The organism is Micromonospora fiedleri (assembly GCF_016774385.1).
Lineage (GTDB): Bacteria > Actinomycetota > Actinomycetes > Mycobacteriales > Micromonosporaceae > Micromonospora > Micromonospora gifhornensis.
Map to the genome: position 1 here is coordinate 555,750 of NZ_JAETXL010000002.1, position 16,731 is coordinate 572,480.

14 protein-coding genes are annotated in these 16,731 nt (G+C 71.8%); 9 read left to right on the top strand and 5 right to left on the bottom strand.

All coding sequences use genetic code 11. The annotated features are described in order from the left end of the window. Positions 1 to 3: 3 nt before the first annotated feature. Positions 4 to 1,254: an extracellular catalytic domain type 1 short-chain-length polyhydroxyalkanoate depolymerase gene (locus JMF97_RS06505; RefSeq protein WP_203220670.1), complete on the bottom strand. Its 1,251-nt coding sequence runs from the start codon at positions 1,252 to 1,254 to the stop codon at positions 4 to 6. 175 nt (positions 1,255 to 1,429) lie between these two features. On the opposite strand from JMF97_RS06505, the gene JMF97_RS06510 reads away from it, so the two are divergent. After that, positions 1,430 to 3,247: a DUF6311 domain-containing protein gene (locus tag JMF97_RS06510; RefSeq protein WP_203220671.1), complete on the top strand. Its 1,818-nt coding sequence runs from the start codon at positions 1,430 to 1,432 to the stop codon at positions 3,245 to 3,247. A 58-nt stretch (positions 3,248 to 3,305) separates the two neighbouring features. Further along, a complete protein-coding gene (gene lipB / locus JMF97_RS06515; RefSeq protein ID WP_203220672.1) occupies positions 3,306 to 3,947 on the top strand; it encodes a lipoyl(octanoyl) transferase LipB in 642 nt (213 codons plus the stop codon). Positions 3,948 to 4,013: 66 nt separating this feature from the next. On the opposite strand, the gene aspS is transcribed toward lipB, so the two are convergent. Continuing rightward, positions 4,014 to 5,300 carry an aspartate--tRNA(Asn) ligase gene (aspS, locus tag JMF97_RS06520; RefSeq protein ID WP_203220673.1) on the bottom strand — a complete coding sequence of 429 codons (1,287 nt, stop codon included), beginning with the start codon at positions 5,298 to 5,300 and terminating at the stop codon, positions 4,014 to 4,016. A 416-nt stretch (positions 5,301 to 5,716) separates the two neighbouring features. Between aspS and lipA the strand changes: the two genes are divergently transcribed. From lipA to JMF97_RS06535, 3 genes are all read left to right on the top strand, one after another. Beyond that, positions 5,717 to 6,763 (top strand): lipoyl synthase, encoded by a 1,047-nt coding sequence (gene lipA, locus JMF97_RS06525; protein ID WP_203220674.1) that lies wholly within the window; start codon positions 5,717 to 5,719, stop codon positions 6,761 to 6,763. A gap of 119 nt (positions 6,764 to 6,882) precedes the next feature. Beyond that, on the top strand, positions 6,883 to 8,550 hold the full coding sequence (locus JMF97_RS06530) for a glycosyltransferase family protein (RefSeq protein WP_438803747.1): 1,668 nt from the start codon (positions 6,883 to 6,885) through the stop codon (positions 8,548 to 8,550). Positions 8,551 to 8,646: 96 nt separating this feature from the next. Further along, on the top strand, positions 8,647 to 9,336 hold the full coding sequence (locus tag JMF97_RS06535; protein ID WP_013735213.1) for a DUF4191 domain-containing protein: 690 nt from the start codon (positions 8,647 to 8,649) through the stop codon (positions 9,334 to 9,336). 152 nt (positions 9,337 to 9,488) lie between these two features. Here JMF97_RS06535 and JMF97_RS06540 read toward each other — a convergent pair whose 3' ends face one another. Continuing rightward, the gene (locus tag JMF97_RS06540; RefSeq protein ID WP_050814782.1) at positions 9,489 to 9,824 is read right to left on the bottom strand and encodes an RDD family protein; all 336 of its coding nucleotides are present in this window, start codon (positions 9,822 to 9,824) and stop codon (positions 9,489 to 9,491) included. Between the two features lie 322 nt (positions 9,825 to 10,146). On the opposite strand from JMF97_RS06540, the gene glnA reads away from it, so the two are divergent. The 4 genes from glnA (at position 10,147) to JMF97_RS06560 (ending at position 13,663) form a co-directional block, all read left to right on the top strand. After that, positions 10,147 to 11,571, top strand: coding sequence for a type I glutamate--ammonia ligase (gene glnA, locus JMF97_RS06545; RefSeq protein ID WP_102657836.1), 1,425 nt, complete (start codon positions 10,147 to 10,149; stop codon positions 11,569 to 11,571). Between the two features lie 160 nt (positions 11,572 to 11,731). Beyond that, positions 11,732 to 12,286: an RDD family protein gene (locus JMF97_RS06550; protein ID WP_203220675.1), complete on the top strand. Its 555-nt coding sequence runs from the start codon at positions 11,732 to 11,734 to the stop codon at positions 12,284 to 12,286. A 37-nt stretch (positions 12,287 to 12,323) separates the two neighbouring features. Beyond that, positions 12,324 to 12,683, top strand: coding sequence for a PadR family transcriptional regulator (locus tag JMF97_RS06555; RefSeq protein ID WP_203220676.1), 360 nt, complete (start codon positions 12,324 to 12,326; stop codon positions 12,681 to 12,683). After that, positions 12,680 to 13,663 (top strand): hypothetical protein, encoded by a 984-nt coding sequence (locus tag JMF97_RS06560; RefSeq protein WP_203220677.1) that lies wholly within the window; start codon positions 12,680 to 12,682, stop codon positions 13,661 to 13,663. The genes JMF97_RS06555 and JMF97_RS06560 overlap by 4 nt, the downstream gene beginning before the upstream one ends. Positions 13,664 to 13,670: 7 nt before the next feature. Here JMF97_RS06560 and mptB (JMF97_RS06565) read toward each other — a convergent pair whose 3' ends face one another. Both mptB (JMF97_RS06565) and mptB (JMF97_RS06570) read right to left on the bottom strand, forming a co-directional pair. Then, the gene (gene mptB / locus JMF97_RS06565; protein WP_203220904.1) at positions 13,671 to 15,191 is read right to left on the bottom strand and encodes a polyprenol phosphomannose-dependent alpha 1,6 mannosyltransferase MptB; all 1,521 of its coding nucleotides are present in this window, start codon (positions 15,189 to 15,191) and stop codon (positions 13,671 to 13,673) included. Between the two features lie 116 nt (positions 15,192 to 15,307). Continuing rightward, positions 15,308 to 16,708, bottom strand: coding sequence for a polyprenol phosphomannose-dependent alpha 1,6 mannosyltransferase MptB (gene mptB / locus JMF97_RS06570; protein ID WP_203220678.1), 1,401 nt, complete (start codon positions 16,706 to 16,708; stop codon positions 15,308 to 15,310). Positions 16,709 to 16,731 lie beyond the last annotated feature (23 nt).

Sequence of the window (16,731 nt, forward strand, 5' to 3'; positions counted from 1 at the left end):
CGCTCAGCAGCCGATGGTCCAGTGGTTGGCGGCGACCTGGCGCAGGGCGGTGGTGTAAAAGGTGTTGTAGAGACCCATTCGCTGATTCGAGCCGTTGGCGTAGGCGTAGCCGCCGGAGTGGTATGCGCGGCCCGCGATCACGTGCGCGTAGTTGCTGGCGGTGACGCAGACCGGGGCACCCGTCGGGCTCGGCGTGGCGGTCGGGCGCGGCGACACGGTCGGGCTCGGGGAGACCGTCTGGCTCGGGCTCGGGCTCGGGGTGGGCGAGGGCGTGCCACCGCCGTCCAGGCCGAAGAAGAGCGCGTCCCGGTACGCCGAGCAGATGGTGTTCAGGAAGTACGCGGCGGCGGTGCCGCACTGATCCACGCCGGAGCCGGGGTTGACCGGGGTGCCGTGGCCCATGCCGGAGACCCGGTAGAGGCGTACCGCGTCGTTGCCGTACACCTCCAGGCTGGTGCCGCCGGGCAGTGCCGAGGTGCTGGTCGGGGTCTGCGACACGCCGAGCACGTTGGTCCACTGGTCGCGGGACTCGACGGCGTTGGCCTGCGTCACCGTGTAGTCGGCGGTGCCGTGCCAGATCGCCACCCTGGGCCGCGCCCCGGTGTAGCCGGGGTACGCGGCGCGCACCAGGTCACCCCACTGCGCCGGCGTCTTGTCCACCCCGGGGCTCATGCAGGAGAAAGCGTTGACCATCCCGGTGGCGCAGCGGTACGGGATGCCGGCGATCACCGAGCCGCCGGCGAAGACGTCCGGGTAGGTGGCGAGCATGGTCGCGCTCATCGCGCCGCCGCCGGACAGGCCGCTGACGTACACCCGGTTGGCGGCCGTGCCGTAGGCGGACCGGGCGTGATCGACCATCTGCTTGATGGACAGCGCCTCGCCCTGGCCCCGGCTGGTGTCGCCGGTCTCGAACCAGTTGAAGCAGGCGCTGGAGTTGTTGGCCGACCGCTGCTCGGGCACGATCACCGCGAACCTCCACTGGTCGGCGTACTTGCGCCAGCCGGAGTTGGCGAAGTAGCCGGCGGCGTCCTGGGCGCAGCCGTGCAGCAGGACCACCGCCGGCGCGCCGGACGGCAGGTTGTCCGGCCGGTACGCGTACATGGCGAGGTTGCCGGGGTTGGAGCCGAAGCTGGCGACCTGGGTCAGGGACGCCGCCTGGGCGGGGGTGGCGACGGCCACCAGCGCGGCGGCGGCCACGACCAGACCGGCCAGTACGCCGGCCAGCCGGCCGGAACGGGTACGGATGCGGCGCACGGGACCTCCAGGGGACGGTGTGAGCTGGGTCACCGATGATTGCCGCGAGGTTACGCAGCTGCGTCCGGCCGATGACATGGTGAGGATGCACACATTCGTCGATGTCCGGGTGTGGGCCCCTGACTTGCACCCGGAAGTGCCGGCGTGTCCGGGTGCGGTTGGTAACGTCCGCTAGGTGCCCACCTCGCCGTCCGTGGCGTCCGCGCCCACCTCGCCTGTACGTGCCACCCGTGATCGACGCGCCGACCTGATCGCGACACTCGTCGCGCTGGCGCTCGCCGTCTGGGTGACAAGCGGGCTGTGGCGCGACCCCAACGGTCGCGCGATCACCGTCAACTCCAGCGACCAGGCGCTGTTCGAATGGCTGCTCGCCTTCGGCGGGCACGCGGTCAGCCACGGGGACAACCCGCTCTACACGTACCTGATCAACGTCCCGGACGGGGTGAACCTCGCGGTCAACACCTCGATCACGGTGTACGCGGTGGTCTTCGCCCCGCTGACGTACCTGATCGGGCCGCCGGCCACCTTTCTGGTGATCCTCACCCTGAACCTGGCCGCGACCGCCATCGCCTGGTACTGGCTGCTCTCCCGGCACCTGGTCCGCAGTCCGCTCGCCGCGGCCGTCGGTGGGCTGTTCATCGGCTTCTCCCCCGGCATGGTCTCGCATGCCAACGCCCACCTGAACTGGACCGCCGGCTGGCTGGTGCCGCTGCTGGTGTGGCGGCTGTTCGCGTTGCGCCGCCCGGGGCACTGGCTGCGCGACGGCGTGATCCTGGGCGTGCTCGTCGCGATCTCCTTCTCGATCGCCGCCGAGGGGCTGTTCTTCACCGCCCTGGCGCTCGGTCTGTTCGTGGCGGTGTGGGCGCTGCACCCGGCCAACCGGGCGGAGGCGCGGGCGGTGCTGCCGTCGTTCCTGCGCGGCCTCGCGGTGACCGCGGTGGTCGCCGGGGTGCTGCTGGCGTACCCGCTGTGGCTGCACTTCGCCGGGCCGCAGCGCTTCCACGGCACCGGCTTCGACGCGGTGATCCACTCGGAGGACATCGCCGCGTACGCGGCGTTCCCGCGCCGCTCGCTGGCCGGGGAGGCGGGTCTGCGTACCACGCTGGCACCGAACCCGACCGAGGAGAACTCCTTCTTCGGGTGGCCGCTGCTGGTGCTGACGCTCTGCTGCTTCGTGCTGCTGTGGCGACGCGCCGATGTGCGCCGACGGGCCACCCTGTGGGCACTCGGCATCGTGGCGGTGGTCTTCACCGTGCTCTCCTTCGGGCCGGTGGCGAAGGTGGACGGTCGGCGTACCGACCTGCCGATGCCGTTCGACCTGCTCGGGCAGCTGCCGGTGGTGAACGCCGCGCTGCCCGCCCGACTCGCGCTGGTGGTGACGCCGGTGATCGGCGTGCTGCTGGCGTACGCCATCGACCAGTTGCGGCAGCGACCACCGCGACGGGCGGCGGCGGTGGCCTGGACGCTCGGGTTCGTGGCGGCGTTGCTGCCGCTGTTCCCGACGCCGCTGCTGACCATCGAACGGGAGCCGATCCCCCGTTTCATCACCTCGGGCGCCTGGCGCGAGTACGTCTCCCCCGGCGGCGTGCTGACCCCCGCCCCGCTGGCCCTGGACGTCTACCCCGACGGTCAACGCTGGCAGGCGTACGCCCTGGCCAACCGGCAGGGTGAGTTCGCCATCCCGTCCGGGTTCTTCCTCGGCCCCGGCGGTCCCGACGGCCGGGGCCGGATCGGGCCGGTGCCCCGGCCCTTCAGCGCCCTGCTCGACCAGGCCGCCCGCACCGGCCTGCCGCCGATCGTCACCGAGGGCACCCGCGAGGAGGTCCGGGCGGATCTGGAGCACTGGCGCATCGAGACGGTGGTGCTCCCCGACGAGGTGCACGGTGCCAAGTGGCCGGTCGACGAGGAGGCGCTGCGCCGGACGCTGACCATGCTGCTCGGCGAGCCGGAACGGGTCGAGGACGTCTGGCTCTGGCGGGTCCGCGAGGACTGATCGCAGGTGAGCCGGCTCACCCCAGGTGACCAGCGAGTACGGGTCTAGGCTGGAACGCGTGACCACGACGACCTCCGGCCTGACGGCCGTACGCGCCGGTGTCCTCGACTACACCGCCGCCTGGGACGAGCAGCGCCGCCTGCACGACGCGGTGGTTTCCGGTGAGTCCGGCGACACCGTGCTGCTGCTGGAACACCCGAGCGTCTACACCGCCGGCAAGCGCACCGAGCCGTGGGACCGCCCGATGGACGGCACTCCGGTGGTCGACGTGGACCGGGGCGGCAAGATCACCTGGCATGGTCCGGGGCAGCTGGTCGGCTACCCGATCCTGCGCCTGCCCGACCCGATCGACGTGGTCGCGTACGTGCGGCGGGTCGAGCAGATGCTGATCGACGTGTGCGCCGAGTTCGGTCTGACCGCCGGCCGGATCGAGGGGCGCAGCGGCGTCTGGGTGCCGGAGGACGACCGGGGCCCGGCCCGCAAGGTGGCCGCCATCGGCATCCGGGTCGCCCAGGGCGTCACCCTGCACGGCTTCTCGATCAACTGCGACTGCGACCTGACCCACTTCGACAAGATCGTCCCGTGCGGCATCCGCGACGCCGGCGTCACCTCCCTCTCCGCCGAACTGAACCGCCCCATCACCGTCACCGACGTCCTCCCGGTAGTCGAAACCCACCTCCCCACGGTTTCGCCGCGTTGATCAAGAGGTTTGCGTCGGGAATCGTGCTGTCGCCGACGCAAACCTCTTGATCAACTCCTGGAAGGTTCAGGGGGTCAGGCGGTGGAGGTCGCGGGGGAAGGGGGTTACCTCGCGGATGTTGGGGGCGCGGGTGAGGCGGGAGACGAAGCGTTCCAGGCCGATGGCGAAGCCGCCGTGTGGGGGCAGGCCGTGGCGGAAGGCGTCGACGTAGCCCGCGTACGGGTCGACCGGCTCACCGCGGGCGGCGAGGGCGGCAAGGTAGTCGGCGTGGTGGTGTAGGCGCTGGCCGCCGGTGACCAACTCCAGGCCACGGAACAGCAGGTCGAAGCCGTTCGAGTAGTCCGGCCGGGCCGGGTCGGGATGGGTGTAGAAGGGTCGTTTCGCCATCGGATAGCCGGTGACGAAGACGAAGTCCGAGCCGTGTTCCCGCCGCGCCCACTCGCCCAACGCCCGTTCGTGCGCGGGCGCCAGGTCCGGTTCGTCGGCGGGAGCGCCGGCGATCCGCAGCGCCTCGGTGAAGTGGACTTCCGGAATCCGCGCCGGCACCTGCGGTGGTGTCACGCCGAGGGTGGCCAGTGCGGCACCGGCCCGGTCCGCGACGGTGTCCAGCATCCCGGCCAGGGTGTCCCGCAGCACCGCCATCACGTCCCGGTGGTCGGTGATGAAACCCAGTTCGGCGTCGAGCGAGGTGTACTGGGCCAGGTGCCGTACGGTGTCGTGCGGCTCGGCCCGGAACACCGGCCCGACCTCGTAGACCCGTTCGACCACACCGACCATGAGCTGCTTGTAGAACTGTGGTGACTGCGCCAGGTACGCGGGCCGGCCGAACCAGTCCAGCGCGAACACGTTCGCCCCGCTCTCGGTGGACGAGGCGACCACCTTCGGCGTGTGGATCTCCACGAACCGGCGGGCGTCCAGCGTGGCCCGGAACCCGGCGACCGCCGCCGCCGACACCCGCACCGCGGCCGAACGACTCGGGTGGCGCAGCGCGACCGGTGCGTGGTCGAGCTGGGTGGGCAGGCCGGCGGTGAGGGTGGGCCGGTACAGGTCGAACGGCGGCGGTACGGCGGGCGGGCCGAGCGGGCGTACGGTCGGGTCGGTCAGCTCGACCCCGGCGGGCGCGGCCGGGTTCGCCGCCACCGTGGCCACCACCTCGACGACTGTCTCCTCGGGCAACGCCTCGATCTCGGCGCGTACCGCCGGGTCGGTGACCACGACCTGGGCGAGGCCGGCGGCGTCGCGGACGATCAGAAAGGCCACCGACTTGAGCAGTCGGCGGCGGTGCACCCAGCCGGCGATCCGGACGGTACCGCCGGTGTACCGGGTGAGCTGGTCGGACAGGATGCGTTGCACGGCTACCTCCTCGATCAATCGCAACGCGATCCCCGGGAGGTGTGGGCGAGCGGGAACCTCGCGGTGCCACCACACCTTCGCTCCCGCCGCAGCGGAAGCCTCGTTCGTCGCCTTTTCACCGGGGCCAGCCGGGCGGGCTCTACTGGGCTCTGGGTGTTAAGAAGGGGCCCCGCCTCTACCGGAGGCGTTAAGAGGGGGCCCTTCCTTTCACCTGGGCTGTTCTTCCCGCAGCTCGGGAGGGTCTTCGCGACCCGGTGCCAGACCGCCTCGCAGCAACCGGCGGCTCTCTTCAACTGGCGGATCGGGGCGCTACTCGGCTCCGTCGTCGCTTCGTGCGGGAGACGCTAGCAGCACCCGCCGTCGCCGTGTTACCCGTTTTTCCCGTCCCCGGTGTCCGGCGTCACAGGATTTGCGGGGTGACGGCGGTCGCCCGCTGTTCATCGACAGCCACCATCCGGCGTAGGCTCGTTTTTGTGACGATCGAGCACACCGCACCGACGACCGGCCAGGCCACGCGCACCGCGACGCCCGCCCCCGAGGGGCGACGGCTGCTGCGGATCGAGGCCCGCAACGCCGAGACGCCGATCGAACGCAAACCGCCGTGGATCAAGGTCAAGGCCAAGATGGGCCCGGAGTACACCCAACTGCGCGGGCTGGTCTCCCGCGAAGGGCTGCACACCGTGTGTCAGGAGGCCGGCTGCCCCAACATCTACGAATGCTGGGAGGACCGGGAGGCCACCTTCCTCATCGGCGGTGACCAGTGCACCCGCCGCTGCGACTTCTGCCAGATCGACACCGGCAAGCCGGCCGAGTTCGACGCCGACGAACCGCGCCGGGTGGCCGAGTCCGTGGTCTCGATGGGCCTGCGGTACGCCACCATCACCGGCGTCGCCCGTGACGACCTGCCCGACGGCGGCGCCTGGCTGTACGCCGAGACGGTTCGGCAGATCCACGCCCTCCAGCCCGGCTGCGGCGTGGAGCTGCTGATCCCCGACTTCAACGCCGTACCGGAGCAGCTCGCCGAGGTCTTCAGCGCCCGGCCCGAGGTGCTCGCGCACAACGTGGAGACGGTGCCGCGGATCTTCAAGCGGATCCGGCCGGCGTTCCGCTACGAGCGGTCCCTGGACGTGATCCGGCAGGCCCGCGCCGCCGGCCTGGTGACCAAGAGCAACCTGATCCTGGGCATGGGCGAGGAGCGCGCCGAGATCTCTCAGGCGCTGCGCGACCTGCACGACGCCGGTTGCGAGCTGATCACCATCACCCAGTACCTGCGCCCCACGCCCCGGCACCACCCGGTGGAGCGCTGGGTCAAGCCGGAGGAGTTCGTCGAGCTGAGCGCCGAGGCCGAGGAGATCGGCTTCGCCGGGGTGATGAGCGGGCCGCTGGTGCGCTCGTCGTACCGTGCCGGCCGGCTCTACCAGCAGGCTCTCGCCGCCCGCGAGGGCGTCACCGTCGCCGGCTGAGTTTCCCGGCCGCCGCGCCGCGCGAGCGCCGTCGGCAGGCGGCGGCCGGGTGCCATGATCGGCAGGTGACCGAGGTACGCCGAGAGCCACGACCCGCGCTGCGCGCGCTCCCGGCGACCCTGCGGACGCTGCCCGATTCGCTCCGGCTGCCGCGCAGCCCCCGGCTGCCGGTGCTGCTCACCGTGCTCGCGTTCCTCGCCGGGGTGGGTTACCGCCTCGGGCTGATGCTGTTCGACGCGCCGCCCACCAACAGCGACGAGGCCACCATGGGCCTGGCCGCGCTGCACATCTCGCGGGGCCAGGAGTTCCCCGTCTGGTTCTACGGCCAGTCGTACATGGGCACCCTCGAAGCGTGGCTGGCCGCGCCGCTGTTCGCCGTGGCCGGCCCGTCGACGTTCGTGCTCCGGCTGCCCACCCTGGCGATGTACGCGCTGTTCGTGCTGCTGATCTGGCGGCTGACGCTACGGCTGACCGGGGACCACTGGTTCGCCCTGCTGGTGGTCGGCCTGCTCGCCCTCGGCTCGGACCGGATCGTCAAGAACCAGCTGATCGCCGGCGGCGGCTACCCGGAGATGAACGTCGCCGGGGCGGCACTGGCCCTGCTGGCGTACGACCTGGCGGTCGGGCGTCCCGGTCGACGGCTGCCCCGCGCGACGGCGTGGGGTCTACTCGCCGGGCTGATGGTCTGGGTCGACCCGCTGGTGCTGCCGTACGTCGCCGGCACCGGGCTGGTGTTGATCGCGTTCGGTTGGCGTGAGCTGCGTGGCCGAGCGGGCGGGCTGCTCACCCTCGGTGCCCTGGTCGGCGCGGCACCGCTGCTGGTGGACAGCCTGGTGACCAGCCGCAACCCGCTCACGGCGGTGCTCACCGCCAGCGGCGCCGAGCAGCCCGCCGGCTGGCTCGACCGGCTGTACGGCGGGCTGGTGCTCGGCCCGGCGCTCGGCATGGGCTTCTGTGACCCGGGCCGGTGCGCCGGCTGGCAGCTCTGGTGGGCGGTGGCGCTGCCGGTGCTGCTGGCCGCCGCCACCCTCACCGCCTGGCACACCCTCCGCCACCCGCTCACCTCCCCTACCCCGGCTGGAACGGCCACGGCTGCCTCCGGAGCAGCGGGTCCGGGGGCCGCAGCGGGTGGCGGTGCGGCGGCACGGGTGGGTGCGGCGGTGACGCTGGCGTTGGTCGGGGCGGCGGTGGCGACCATTGCCGCGTACACGGTCAGCAGTGCGGCCGGGCGGACGCCTGTGGAAAGCTCCCGCTACCTGTCCTGCCTGCTGATCTCCGTACCGGTGCTGTTGTGGCCCGTATGGAGGGCGACCCGCCGGCGACGCCTGCCCACCGGTGTCGCGGCGGACCACCGGCTGACCCGGCAGCTTGCCGCTGCCGTCCGCGTCGCGGCGGTGCTGGTGCTGACCGCGGCGCTGGGCACCGCGATCGTCGCGACGGCGGGCGCGGTGGGTCGGGTGCCGGCCGTGCACGCCGACGAAGGGCGGCACACCGCGCTGGTCGCCGCGCTACGCGAACAGGGCGTACGGCACGTCTACGGCACCTACTGGACCTGCAACCGGCTCACCTTCGCCAGCGGGGAGGACGTGATCTGCGCGGTCGTCGACGACGAGTTGCGTCCCGGCCACGACCGTTACCGCCCGTACCGCACGGCCGTCCACGCGGCGGTCGGGGCGGCCTGGGTCGCGCCCGACGGGTCCCCGCTCGCGGCCCGCCTCGACCAGCGACTCGACTCCCTCGACCGGTTCACCGTCGACGGCTGGCACGTCTACCTGCCCCACGGCTGACCCAGCGGCCCCGGTCAGACCGATGATCAGCCGAGTCGACCGACCGGGACCGGACGCCGATCAACGGCGCGGCGCGCGACCACTAGACTCGACGGCATGGCAAAGCCCCAGGAGAAGGTCTCGTTCGGCCAGCGGCTGAAGCAGATCGGGTTGGTGTTCCGGTTCACCGCCAAGCAGGACAAGTGGTTCGCGCCGCTGGCCGCCGGCGCGGTGCTGATCCCACTCGCGCTGACCGTCGTCGCGATCGTGCTCTGGGGCTGGCTGTGGCTGCCGTTGGGCATCCTGTTCGCCCTGCTCTGCCTGCTGATCGTGCTCAACCTGCGGTCCAACCGGGCGATGATGAACGCCGCCGAGGGCCAGCCCGGCGCGGCCGCGCAGATCATGGAGAGCATGCGCGGCGACTGGCGGGTCTCCCCCGCGGTCAGCTCGACCACCCAGATGGACATGGTTCACCTGGTCATCGGCCGCCCCGGGGTGATCCTGCTGGCCGAGGGCAACCCGCAGCGGGTACGCAGCCTGCTCAGCCAGGAGAAGCGCCGGCTCGCCAAGGTGATCGGCAACGCCCCGCTCTACGACTACGTCATCGGTCAGGAAGAGGGCGAACTGCCCATCCGTAAGCTGCGGATGACGCTGATGCGGCTGCCTCGCAACCTGAGCGGCAAGGACGTCAACTCCCTGGACAAGCGGCTCAAGGCGCTCACCGCCCGCCCGCAGATGCCCAAGGGCGCCGTACCCAAGAACCTCCGCCCACCCCGAGGCGCCTTCCGCCAAATGCGCGGCCGCTAACCCCCTCACCCCCCGCCCCGCCCCGCCCCGCCCCGCCCCGGCGATCATGCACTTTTGGTCGCCGTTATGCCGGGATTGAGACGCTTTGCGGGGTCAAGAAGTGCAAGATCGCGGGAACGTGGGGGTGGTGGTGGGGGTGCGGGGGGGTGGGGTCAGCGGGGGGCGGGGGTGATTACGGAGTTGGTGAGGCGGTCGTGTAGGCCGCGGCGGTTGTGGTCCATGAGGAGGGCGGGGACCACCAGGGCCAGGAGCACACCGCGCAGCAGGGCGCGCAGCAGGCCGATGCGGCCGCCGTCGGACCAGGCGACGCAGCGGATCCGGGTCAGGTACATGCCAGGGGTCTGGGCGAACAGGCCGAGGAAGATGGCGTACTCGACGATCAGCACGAGTACCGGCGCCCAGCCGTCACGCGTCGGGCTGGCGAAGAGGCCGGCGGCGAGCAGGCACAGCACCCAGTCGATGATCAGCGCTCCGAAGCGGCGGCCCAGTTCGGCCGGTACGAAGTCGGGGTCGGCTGCGGGCGGCGGCGAAGCGTGCGGCTGGGTTGTCACAGCGGCCAAGATTACTCAGCGCTGCCCTACCGGCCCGGAACAGGTCCGTGCGCGTGGTGTGGAATCGGACCAATAGCAGGAAGTTTCACTAGACTGGCACAGCCGGACCAGTCCCTCCGGTTTCGGCGTCCGCATCATGTCAGCCGTGACACACCGCGAGGGACGTAACACGGCAGAAACACTGGAGACATGGCCGGGCAACCCCACGGCCATAGCGTCGCCAGGAGCCGAGCTACCCGTGGACGTGCCAGGAGGACTAGTGTTCGCCAATCCCGAGGAACTCCTGCGTTACCTCAAGAACGAGGACGTAAAGTTCGTCGACGTTCGTTTCTGTGACCTACCCGGCGTCATGCAGCACTTCAACCTGCCGGTGGAGTCTGTCGACGAGGGTTTCTTCACCGACGGTCTCGCCTTCGACGGATCGTCGATCCGCGGTTTCCAGGCGATCCACGAGTCGGACATGCTCCTTCTCCCGGACGTCGCGACCGCCTTCATCGACCCCTTCCGCGCGCAGAAGACCCTCGCGCTGAACTTCTTCATCCACGACCCGTTCACCCGCGAGGCGTACTCCCGCGACCCGCGCAACGTGGCGAAGAAGGCCGAGGCGTACCTCGCCGCCAGCGGCATCGCGGACACCGCGTACTTCGGTGCCGAGGCGGAGTTCTACATCTTCGACTCGATCCGCCACGAGACCTCGGCGCACCAGTCGTTCTACTACATCGACTCGATCGAGGGCGCCTGGAACACCGGCCGCGAGGAAGAGGGCGGCAACCGCGGCTACAAGACCGCGTACAAGGGTGGTTACTTCCCGGTGCCGCCGGTGGACCACTACGCCGACCTGCGCGACTCGATCGTGCGGCGCCTGATCGACACCGGCTTCACCGTCGAGCGCTCGCACCACGAGGTCGGCACCGCCGGCCAGGCGGAGATCAACTACAAGTTCTCCACCCTGCTGCACGCCGGCGACCAGATGCAGCTGTTCAAGTACATCGTCAAGAACCAGGCCTGGGCCGCCGGCAAGACCGCGACCTTCATGCCGAAGCCGCTCTTCGGCGACAACGGCTCGGGCATGCACACCCACCAGAGCCTCTGGCTCAACGGTGAGCCGCTGTTCTACGACGAGACCGGTTACGCCGGCCTGTCGGAGACCGCCCGCTGGTACATCGGCGGTCTGCTGCACCACGCCCCGTCGCTGCTGGCCTTCACCAACCCGACGGTCAACTCGTACCGTCGTCTGGTGCCGGGCTTCGAGGCGCCGGTCAACCTGGTCTACTCGCAGCGCAACCGCTCCGCCTGCACCCGCATCCCGGTCACCGGCAGCAACCCGAAGGCCAAGCGCGTCGAGTTCCGCGTGCCGGACCCGTCGGCCAACGTCTACCTCGCCTTCTCGGCGATGCTGATGGCCGGCCTGGACGGCATCAAGAACAAGATCGAGCCGCCGGCCCCGATCGACAAGGACCTCTACGACCTCCCGCCGGAGGAGTGGGGCGACGTCAAGCAGGTGCCGGGCTCGCTGCCGGCGGTGCTGGACTCGCTGGAGGCCGACCACGACTACCTGCTCGACGGCGGCGTCTTCACGCCGGACCTGATCTCCACCTGGGTCGACTGGAAGCGGGCCAACGAGGTCGACCCGGTGCGTCTGCGCCCGACCCCGCACGAGTTCGCCATGTACTTCGACTGCTGATCACAATCAGCTCCCGGTCGGGCCGGCTCCGCGTTCGCGGGGCCGGCCCGACCGCGTCGGGGGTCACCCGACAACTGCTGCGTCACCCCTGTCCGGTCACCCTGTCGAAGCTGCCGCAGACTATGCCGGCAACGTGACAGAAGATCGACAGGAGAGTGCCATGACCGTCCGCGGATTCGACCGGCCGCCGACCCGGCTGGAGGCCGCCAAGGCGTACGCGGAGCAGGCCTGGGGACCGGGCAGCGCCAAACGGGTGGCCACATTCGACAATGGCACCCCGTACGTGCGGGCGGGTGTGGTGGCGCGGTTCCTGACCTGGTTCGTCGACGCGGTGGCGTGCCTGTTCGGGGTGGGGGTCTGTGTCGTCGTGCTGGCGGTGCTGCATGACGGTGGGCAGGGCCTCTCCGTCGACGCCGTCACCGTGCTGGCGATCGCGTCGTGCTTCGTGGTGCCGATGCTGTACGGCCTGGGCTACGGCAACGGCCGCGCGCTCGGTGCGGTCCTCACCGGTACGCAGCTCGTACGGGCCAGGGACGGCGGTCGCATCGGCTTGAAGGGCTGCTGGGCCATGGTGGTCCGGACGGTGTTCATGCCGATCGTGTTCGCCATCGTGGTGCTGAGCGCGGCGACCGGGTTGGGGGTGGCCGGTTCCCTGGCGCGGACCAGCATCGACCGTGCCGCCACCCGACACCTGCACGCCGCCGACATCCGGTGACCCCACCCAATACCTTCGCGTCCGATATATTCGGGCCATGGATACGCCGCTACGCGAACCGACCTACCTCATCCTCACCGCGCTCGCCCGCGAGCCGATGCACGGTTACGCGATCATCGGCGAGGTCGCCGCTCTCTCCGACGGACGACTCTCGCTGCGCCCCGGCACCCTCTACGGCGCGCTGGACCGGCTCACCGACGCCGGGCTGGTGGAACTCGACCGTGAGGAGACCGTCGACGGGCGGCTGCGCCGCTACTACCGCCTCTCCCCCAGCGGGGCGAGCATCCTCGCCGCCGAGACCGAACGACTGCGGCGCAACGTCGAAGCGGCCACCGCTCGGCTGCGCGCCCACAAGACCCAGGCGCTGACTCCGCGTACGGCCGGGGGGTTGGCATGAACGAGTTGGAGCGACGCTACCGACGGCTGCTGCGGGCGTACCCGGCGGACTACCGGCGCGAACGCGGCGACGAGATCATCGGGACGTACCTCGACCTGGCCGGACCGGATCGGCGCTGGCCCTCCCTCGCGGAGGCCACGGACCTCGGGCGCGGCGGTCTGCGTCAGCGGCTGCGCGCCGCCGGCGCCGCCGCCCTGATTCCCGGCGTACGCCTGGCCGGGCTGCTCGCCCTGACCACCGCCGCCTTCCTCGCCGGCTTCTGGGTGTTCGCCGAGCAGCAACTGCCGCCCGCCGAGGCAGGCGTGCCGGTGTTCGGCCCATTCGTCTCGGTCGGCATCGTCGCATGGTGCGGTTGGCTGATCGCCGCGCTTGTCGTCGCCGTCGCACCGGGCCGACCCGCCCGAGTGGCGATCGGCGTGGCGTTGCTGATGACCGCAGCGGTGCCGGCGGTGAGCGTGCTCGCCGGTGTGCCACGGCCACCGCTGCTGGTGGTGGCCCCGATGGTCGCGCTCGGCGTGCTGGCGCTCGCGGTCGATGACGGCCTGCCGGTGCCGGCCCGAGTTCTGCCGGTGACGGCGGCGGTCGGCGGTGGTCTCCTCTCGTACGCGATGGGGGTCGGTGCGTACTGGAGCGCCTACCGTGGTGGGGGCGGAGAGTTCCAGCCGCCCATCGGCACGGTGCTGCTGCTGGTCGTGCTCCTGCTGGCGATCGGACTGGGCATGCGGCGGGACGCGCGGGGCGGCTGGGCCGCGATGGCCCTGCTCACCCCGGTCGGCCTGCTCAACGTGCACCTGCTGGCCGGGGCGGTGGACGGTCTCGCCAGTGGTGCCCCACGCCCCACGTACCCGACGATGGTCGGCGTTGCGCTCGCCGTCGCCCTGCTCGGACCGGCCCTGCTGCCGGCCGCCGTCGCCCTGCGCCGCCGCCTGGGCACCCCGTCCGCCGCCGCTGCCTGCCCCACCTGCGGCAGCCGTCGCTGACCGGCGGTCAGGGAGGGCGTCGTAGCCAGGAGGGTGCGCGGAGCACCACGGCCAGCACCAGCAGGGTCATCGCCACCGCGCCGGGTGCCTTCACCAGCCGGGCCACGTTGCTGCCGTCGGGCAGGGCGAGGAAGGACGCCGCCGCGCAGGGCAGCGCGAACCAGGCCGTACGCGTCGCCGTCACCGCGAGCAGCGCCAGCGGCCAGGTCGCGTACCAGGGGTGGAACACCGGCGCGAGAACCACCGTCGCCACCAACGCCATGCCGGCGGCACCGAGGTTCAACCGCCGCTCCCCCGGCGGCGTCCTCGGATCAGCGGGACGCACCACGCCGGCCCGTGCGGCCAACCTGATGACCCACCCTCCGGCTCCGTCGGACCGGGCGGCCGGGGTGCGCAGGGCGGACCAGGTTCGGCACCAGAGCAGGACGAGGAACGCGGCCAGCACCACCAGGCCGACGACACGGGTCACCGGCACCGCGCCGGGTGGCCGGCCGACCAACCTGCCGACGTAGTCCACGACCATGCCGACCGCCGTCGGCGGCGAGGTCCACTGCACGGTGTCCCCGCTGCTGCCCAGCCCACCGATCCAGCCCAGCCCGAGACCGGGCAGCAGCGACGTCACCACCAGCGCGCCGACCACCCCGACGGCGAGGAGCCCGCCGTCGCGCAGCAGCGCCGCGACCGTGTGTCGACCGCGTACCGCGGCCAGCGCCGCGAACGGCAGCACCACCACGGCGGTGGCCTTCACCGACACCGCCAGCCCGAGCAGCACCCCGGCGGCCAGCAGCCCGGCGACCGCCAGCACCCCCGGCCGGCCGGGAGGGCGGACCAGGAGCAGGAGGCCGGGCAGGAGCAGGCCGAGCATCACCGCGTCGTTGTGCGCACCGGCCACCAGGTGGACGCCGACCAGCGGGCAGGCCAGCACCAGCCAGGTCGCCCGTCGGGTCGGCACGCCGGCCGCCCGGGCCAGCCCGGGCAGGCAGAGCGCCGCCACCAGCAACCCGGCCACCGCCAGCACCCGCAGCAGCGCCACCGTGCCGACCAGGCCACCGCCGAGCACCACGGCCAGGGCACCGAGCAGCACGAAGAACGGGCCGTACGGGGCGGCCGTGTCCCGCCAGACCGGCGCGACCGCGTCCAGCCAGGGGCAGCCGGCCGCAGCCACCCCGATGGCGTACGGGTCACCGCCATCGGCGTACACCCAGCCCTGGCAGGCGTACGAGTAGACGTCCCGGCTGCCCAGCGGGGCGCTGAACAGCAGCGGCAGCGCCCACAGCCCGGCAGTCCGGTACGCCCAGGCCGCCGACGGCGCACCACCACGCAGCGCCCACCAGGCACCGACCATGGCGGTGGTGCCGGCCAGCCAGAGGATCACGGTCAGCGGGCCGTCGACCGCAGGGTTGGTGGTCCGCTCCGGCAGCGCACCGCCCAGGAAGGAGGCGGCGGCCAGCAGCGCCGCTCCGGCCAGCCCGACCCACCGGGCGACCCGGTCACGACCGGTGACCGAACCGGCCTCGCGATCGGCGATCGAGCCGCCCTCGCGGCCGATGGTCGAGCCCTCGCGGCCGATGGTCGAGCCGGCCTCGGTGGTCGAGGCCGGGTCGGGGTGGGGGGCGCCGGGGTCGGTCACCGGCGTACCTCTCCTCAGTCCACGGGAACGGGTCGGCGAGTCGCCCGAGCCGACCGTACCAAGCTAACCGCCACCACGATCACGAACAGTGTCATCAGCGGGGCACCGATCGTCTTGGTGTGCCGGGGCAGCCCGGTCCCGTCGGCCAGCACATGGAAGGCGGAGTAGATCGTCACCGCGCTGAACCACCAGGTGCGGTGGGCGGTGGCGGCGAGCAGGACCAGCGGCCAGAACCAGTACCAGGGGTGGAACAGCGGGGCCAGCGCCACCGCCGCGGTCAGGGCCAGCGCGGCGTGCCACAGGGGTTCCCGGTACCGGGCCCGGAACCACAGCCAGACCAGCAGCGCCGCCAGCACCACCATGGCGATGCCCCGGGTCACCGGCAGGGCGTCGATGTGCAGGCCGAAGGGCAACGCCAGGTAGCCGATGGTCTGTCCGACCGCGGTCGGCGGCGAGGTCCAGGCGATCACCTCGTTGCCGTGCGAGAGCCCGGTGATCCAGCCGAGGTCCAGGCCGGCGGCGAGGGTCACCCCGAACAGGGTGGCCACCGAGCCACCGACCACCGGCGTACCGTCGCGCAGCAGGCCGCGCAGCGAGAAACCGTTAGGGATCGCGGCGAGGGCCGCGAAGGGGACCACCACCAGCGCGGTGACCTTGATGCCGGCGGCCAGGCCGAGCACCAATCCCCCGGCCAGCAGGTGCCAGGTGCGGCCCGGCCAGGTGACCACGATGGCCAGTCCGGCCACCATCAGCCCGACCATCATCGCGTCGTTGTGCACCCCGGAGATCAGGTGCACCCCCACCAGCGGGCTGGCCAGGGCCAACCAGAGCGCCCGGCCGACCGGCACGCCGCAGCGGCGGGCCAGCACCGGCAGGCAGGCCGCCGTCAGCACCACACCGGCCACCGCGAGCACCCGGAACAACGCGATGCTGCCGAACAGCGACCCGGTCGCGGCGACCACCGCGCCGGAGATCACCACGAACAGCGGACCGTACGGCGCCGGGGTGTCCCGCCAGATGTACGACATGGTGTCCAGCCAGGGGCAGGGCAGGGTGGAGACGCCGTACTCGTACGGGCTGATGCCGTTGGCGTAGCTCGCCCCCTGGCAGGCGTACGCGTACGCGTCGCGGCTGCCCAGCGGCGGGGTGACCAGGAAGGGCAGGATCCACAGGGCGGCGGTGGTCAGCGCCCAGCGGGCCGACGGCACCCGGTCCCGCAGCACCCACCAGGCCACCGCCATGGCGATGGTGCCGAACAGCCACAACCCGATGATCCACGGCCCGTTCGGGCCGAGCCAGATCTTCACCGGGTCGGGTCGCAGGTCCCCGTCGGGCAGGGCTCCGCCGAGGAAGGCAGCCACCGCCAACATGATCGATCCGGCTAGTCCAGTCCAGCGCACGAGGTGATGGGGCACGCCCGCCATGCTGCCAGTACCGT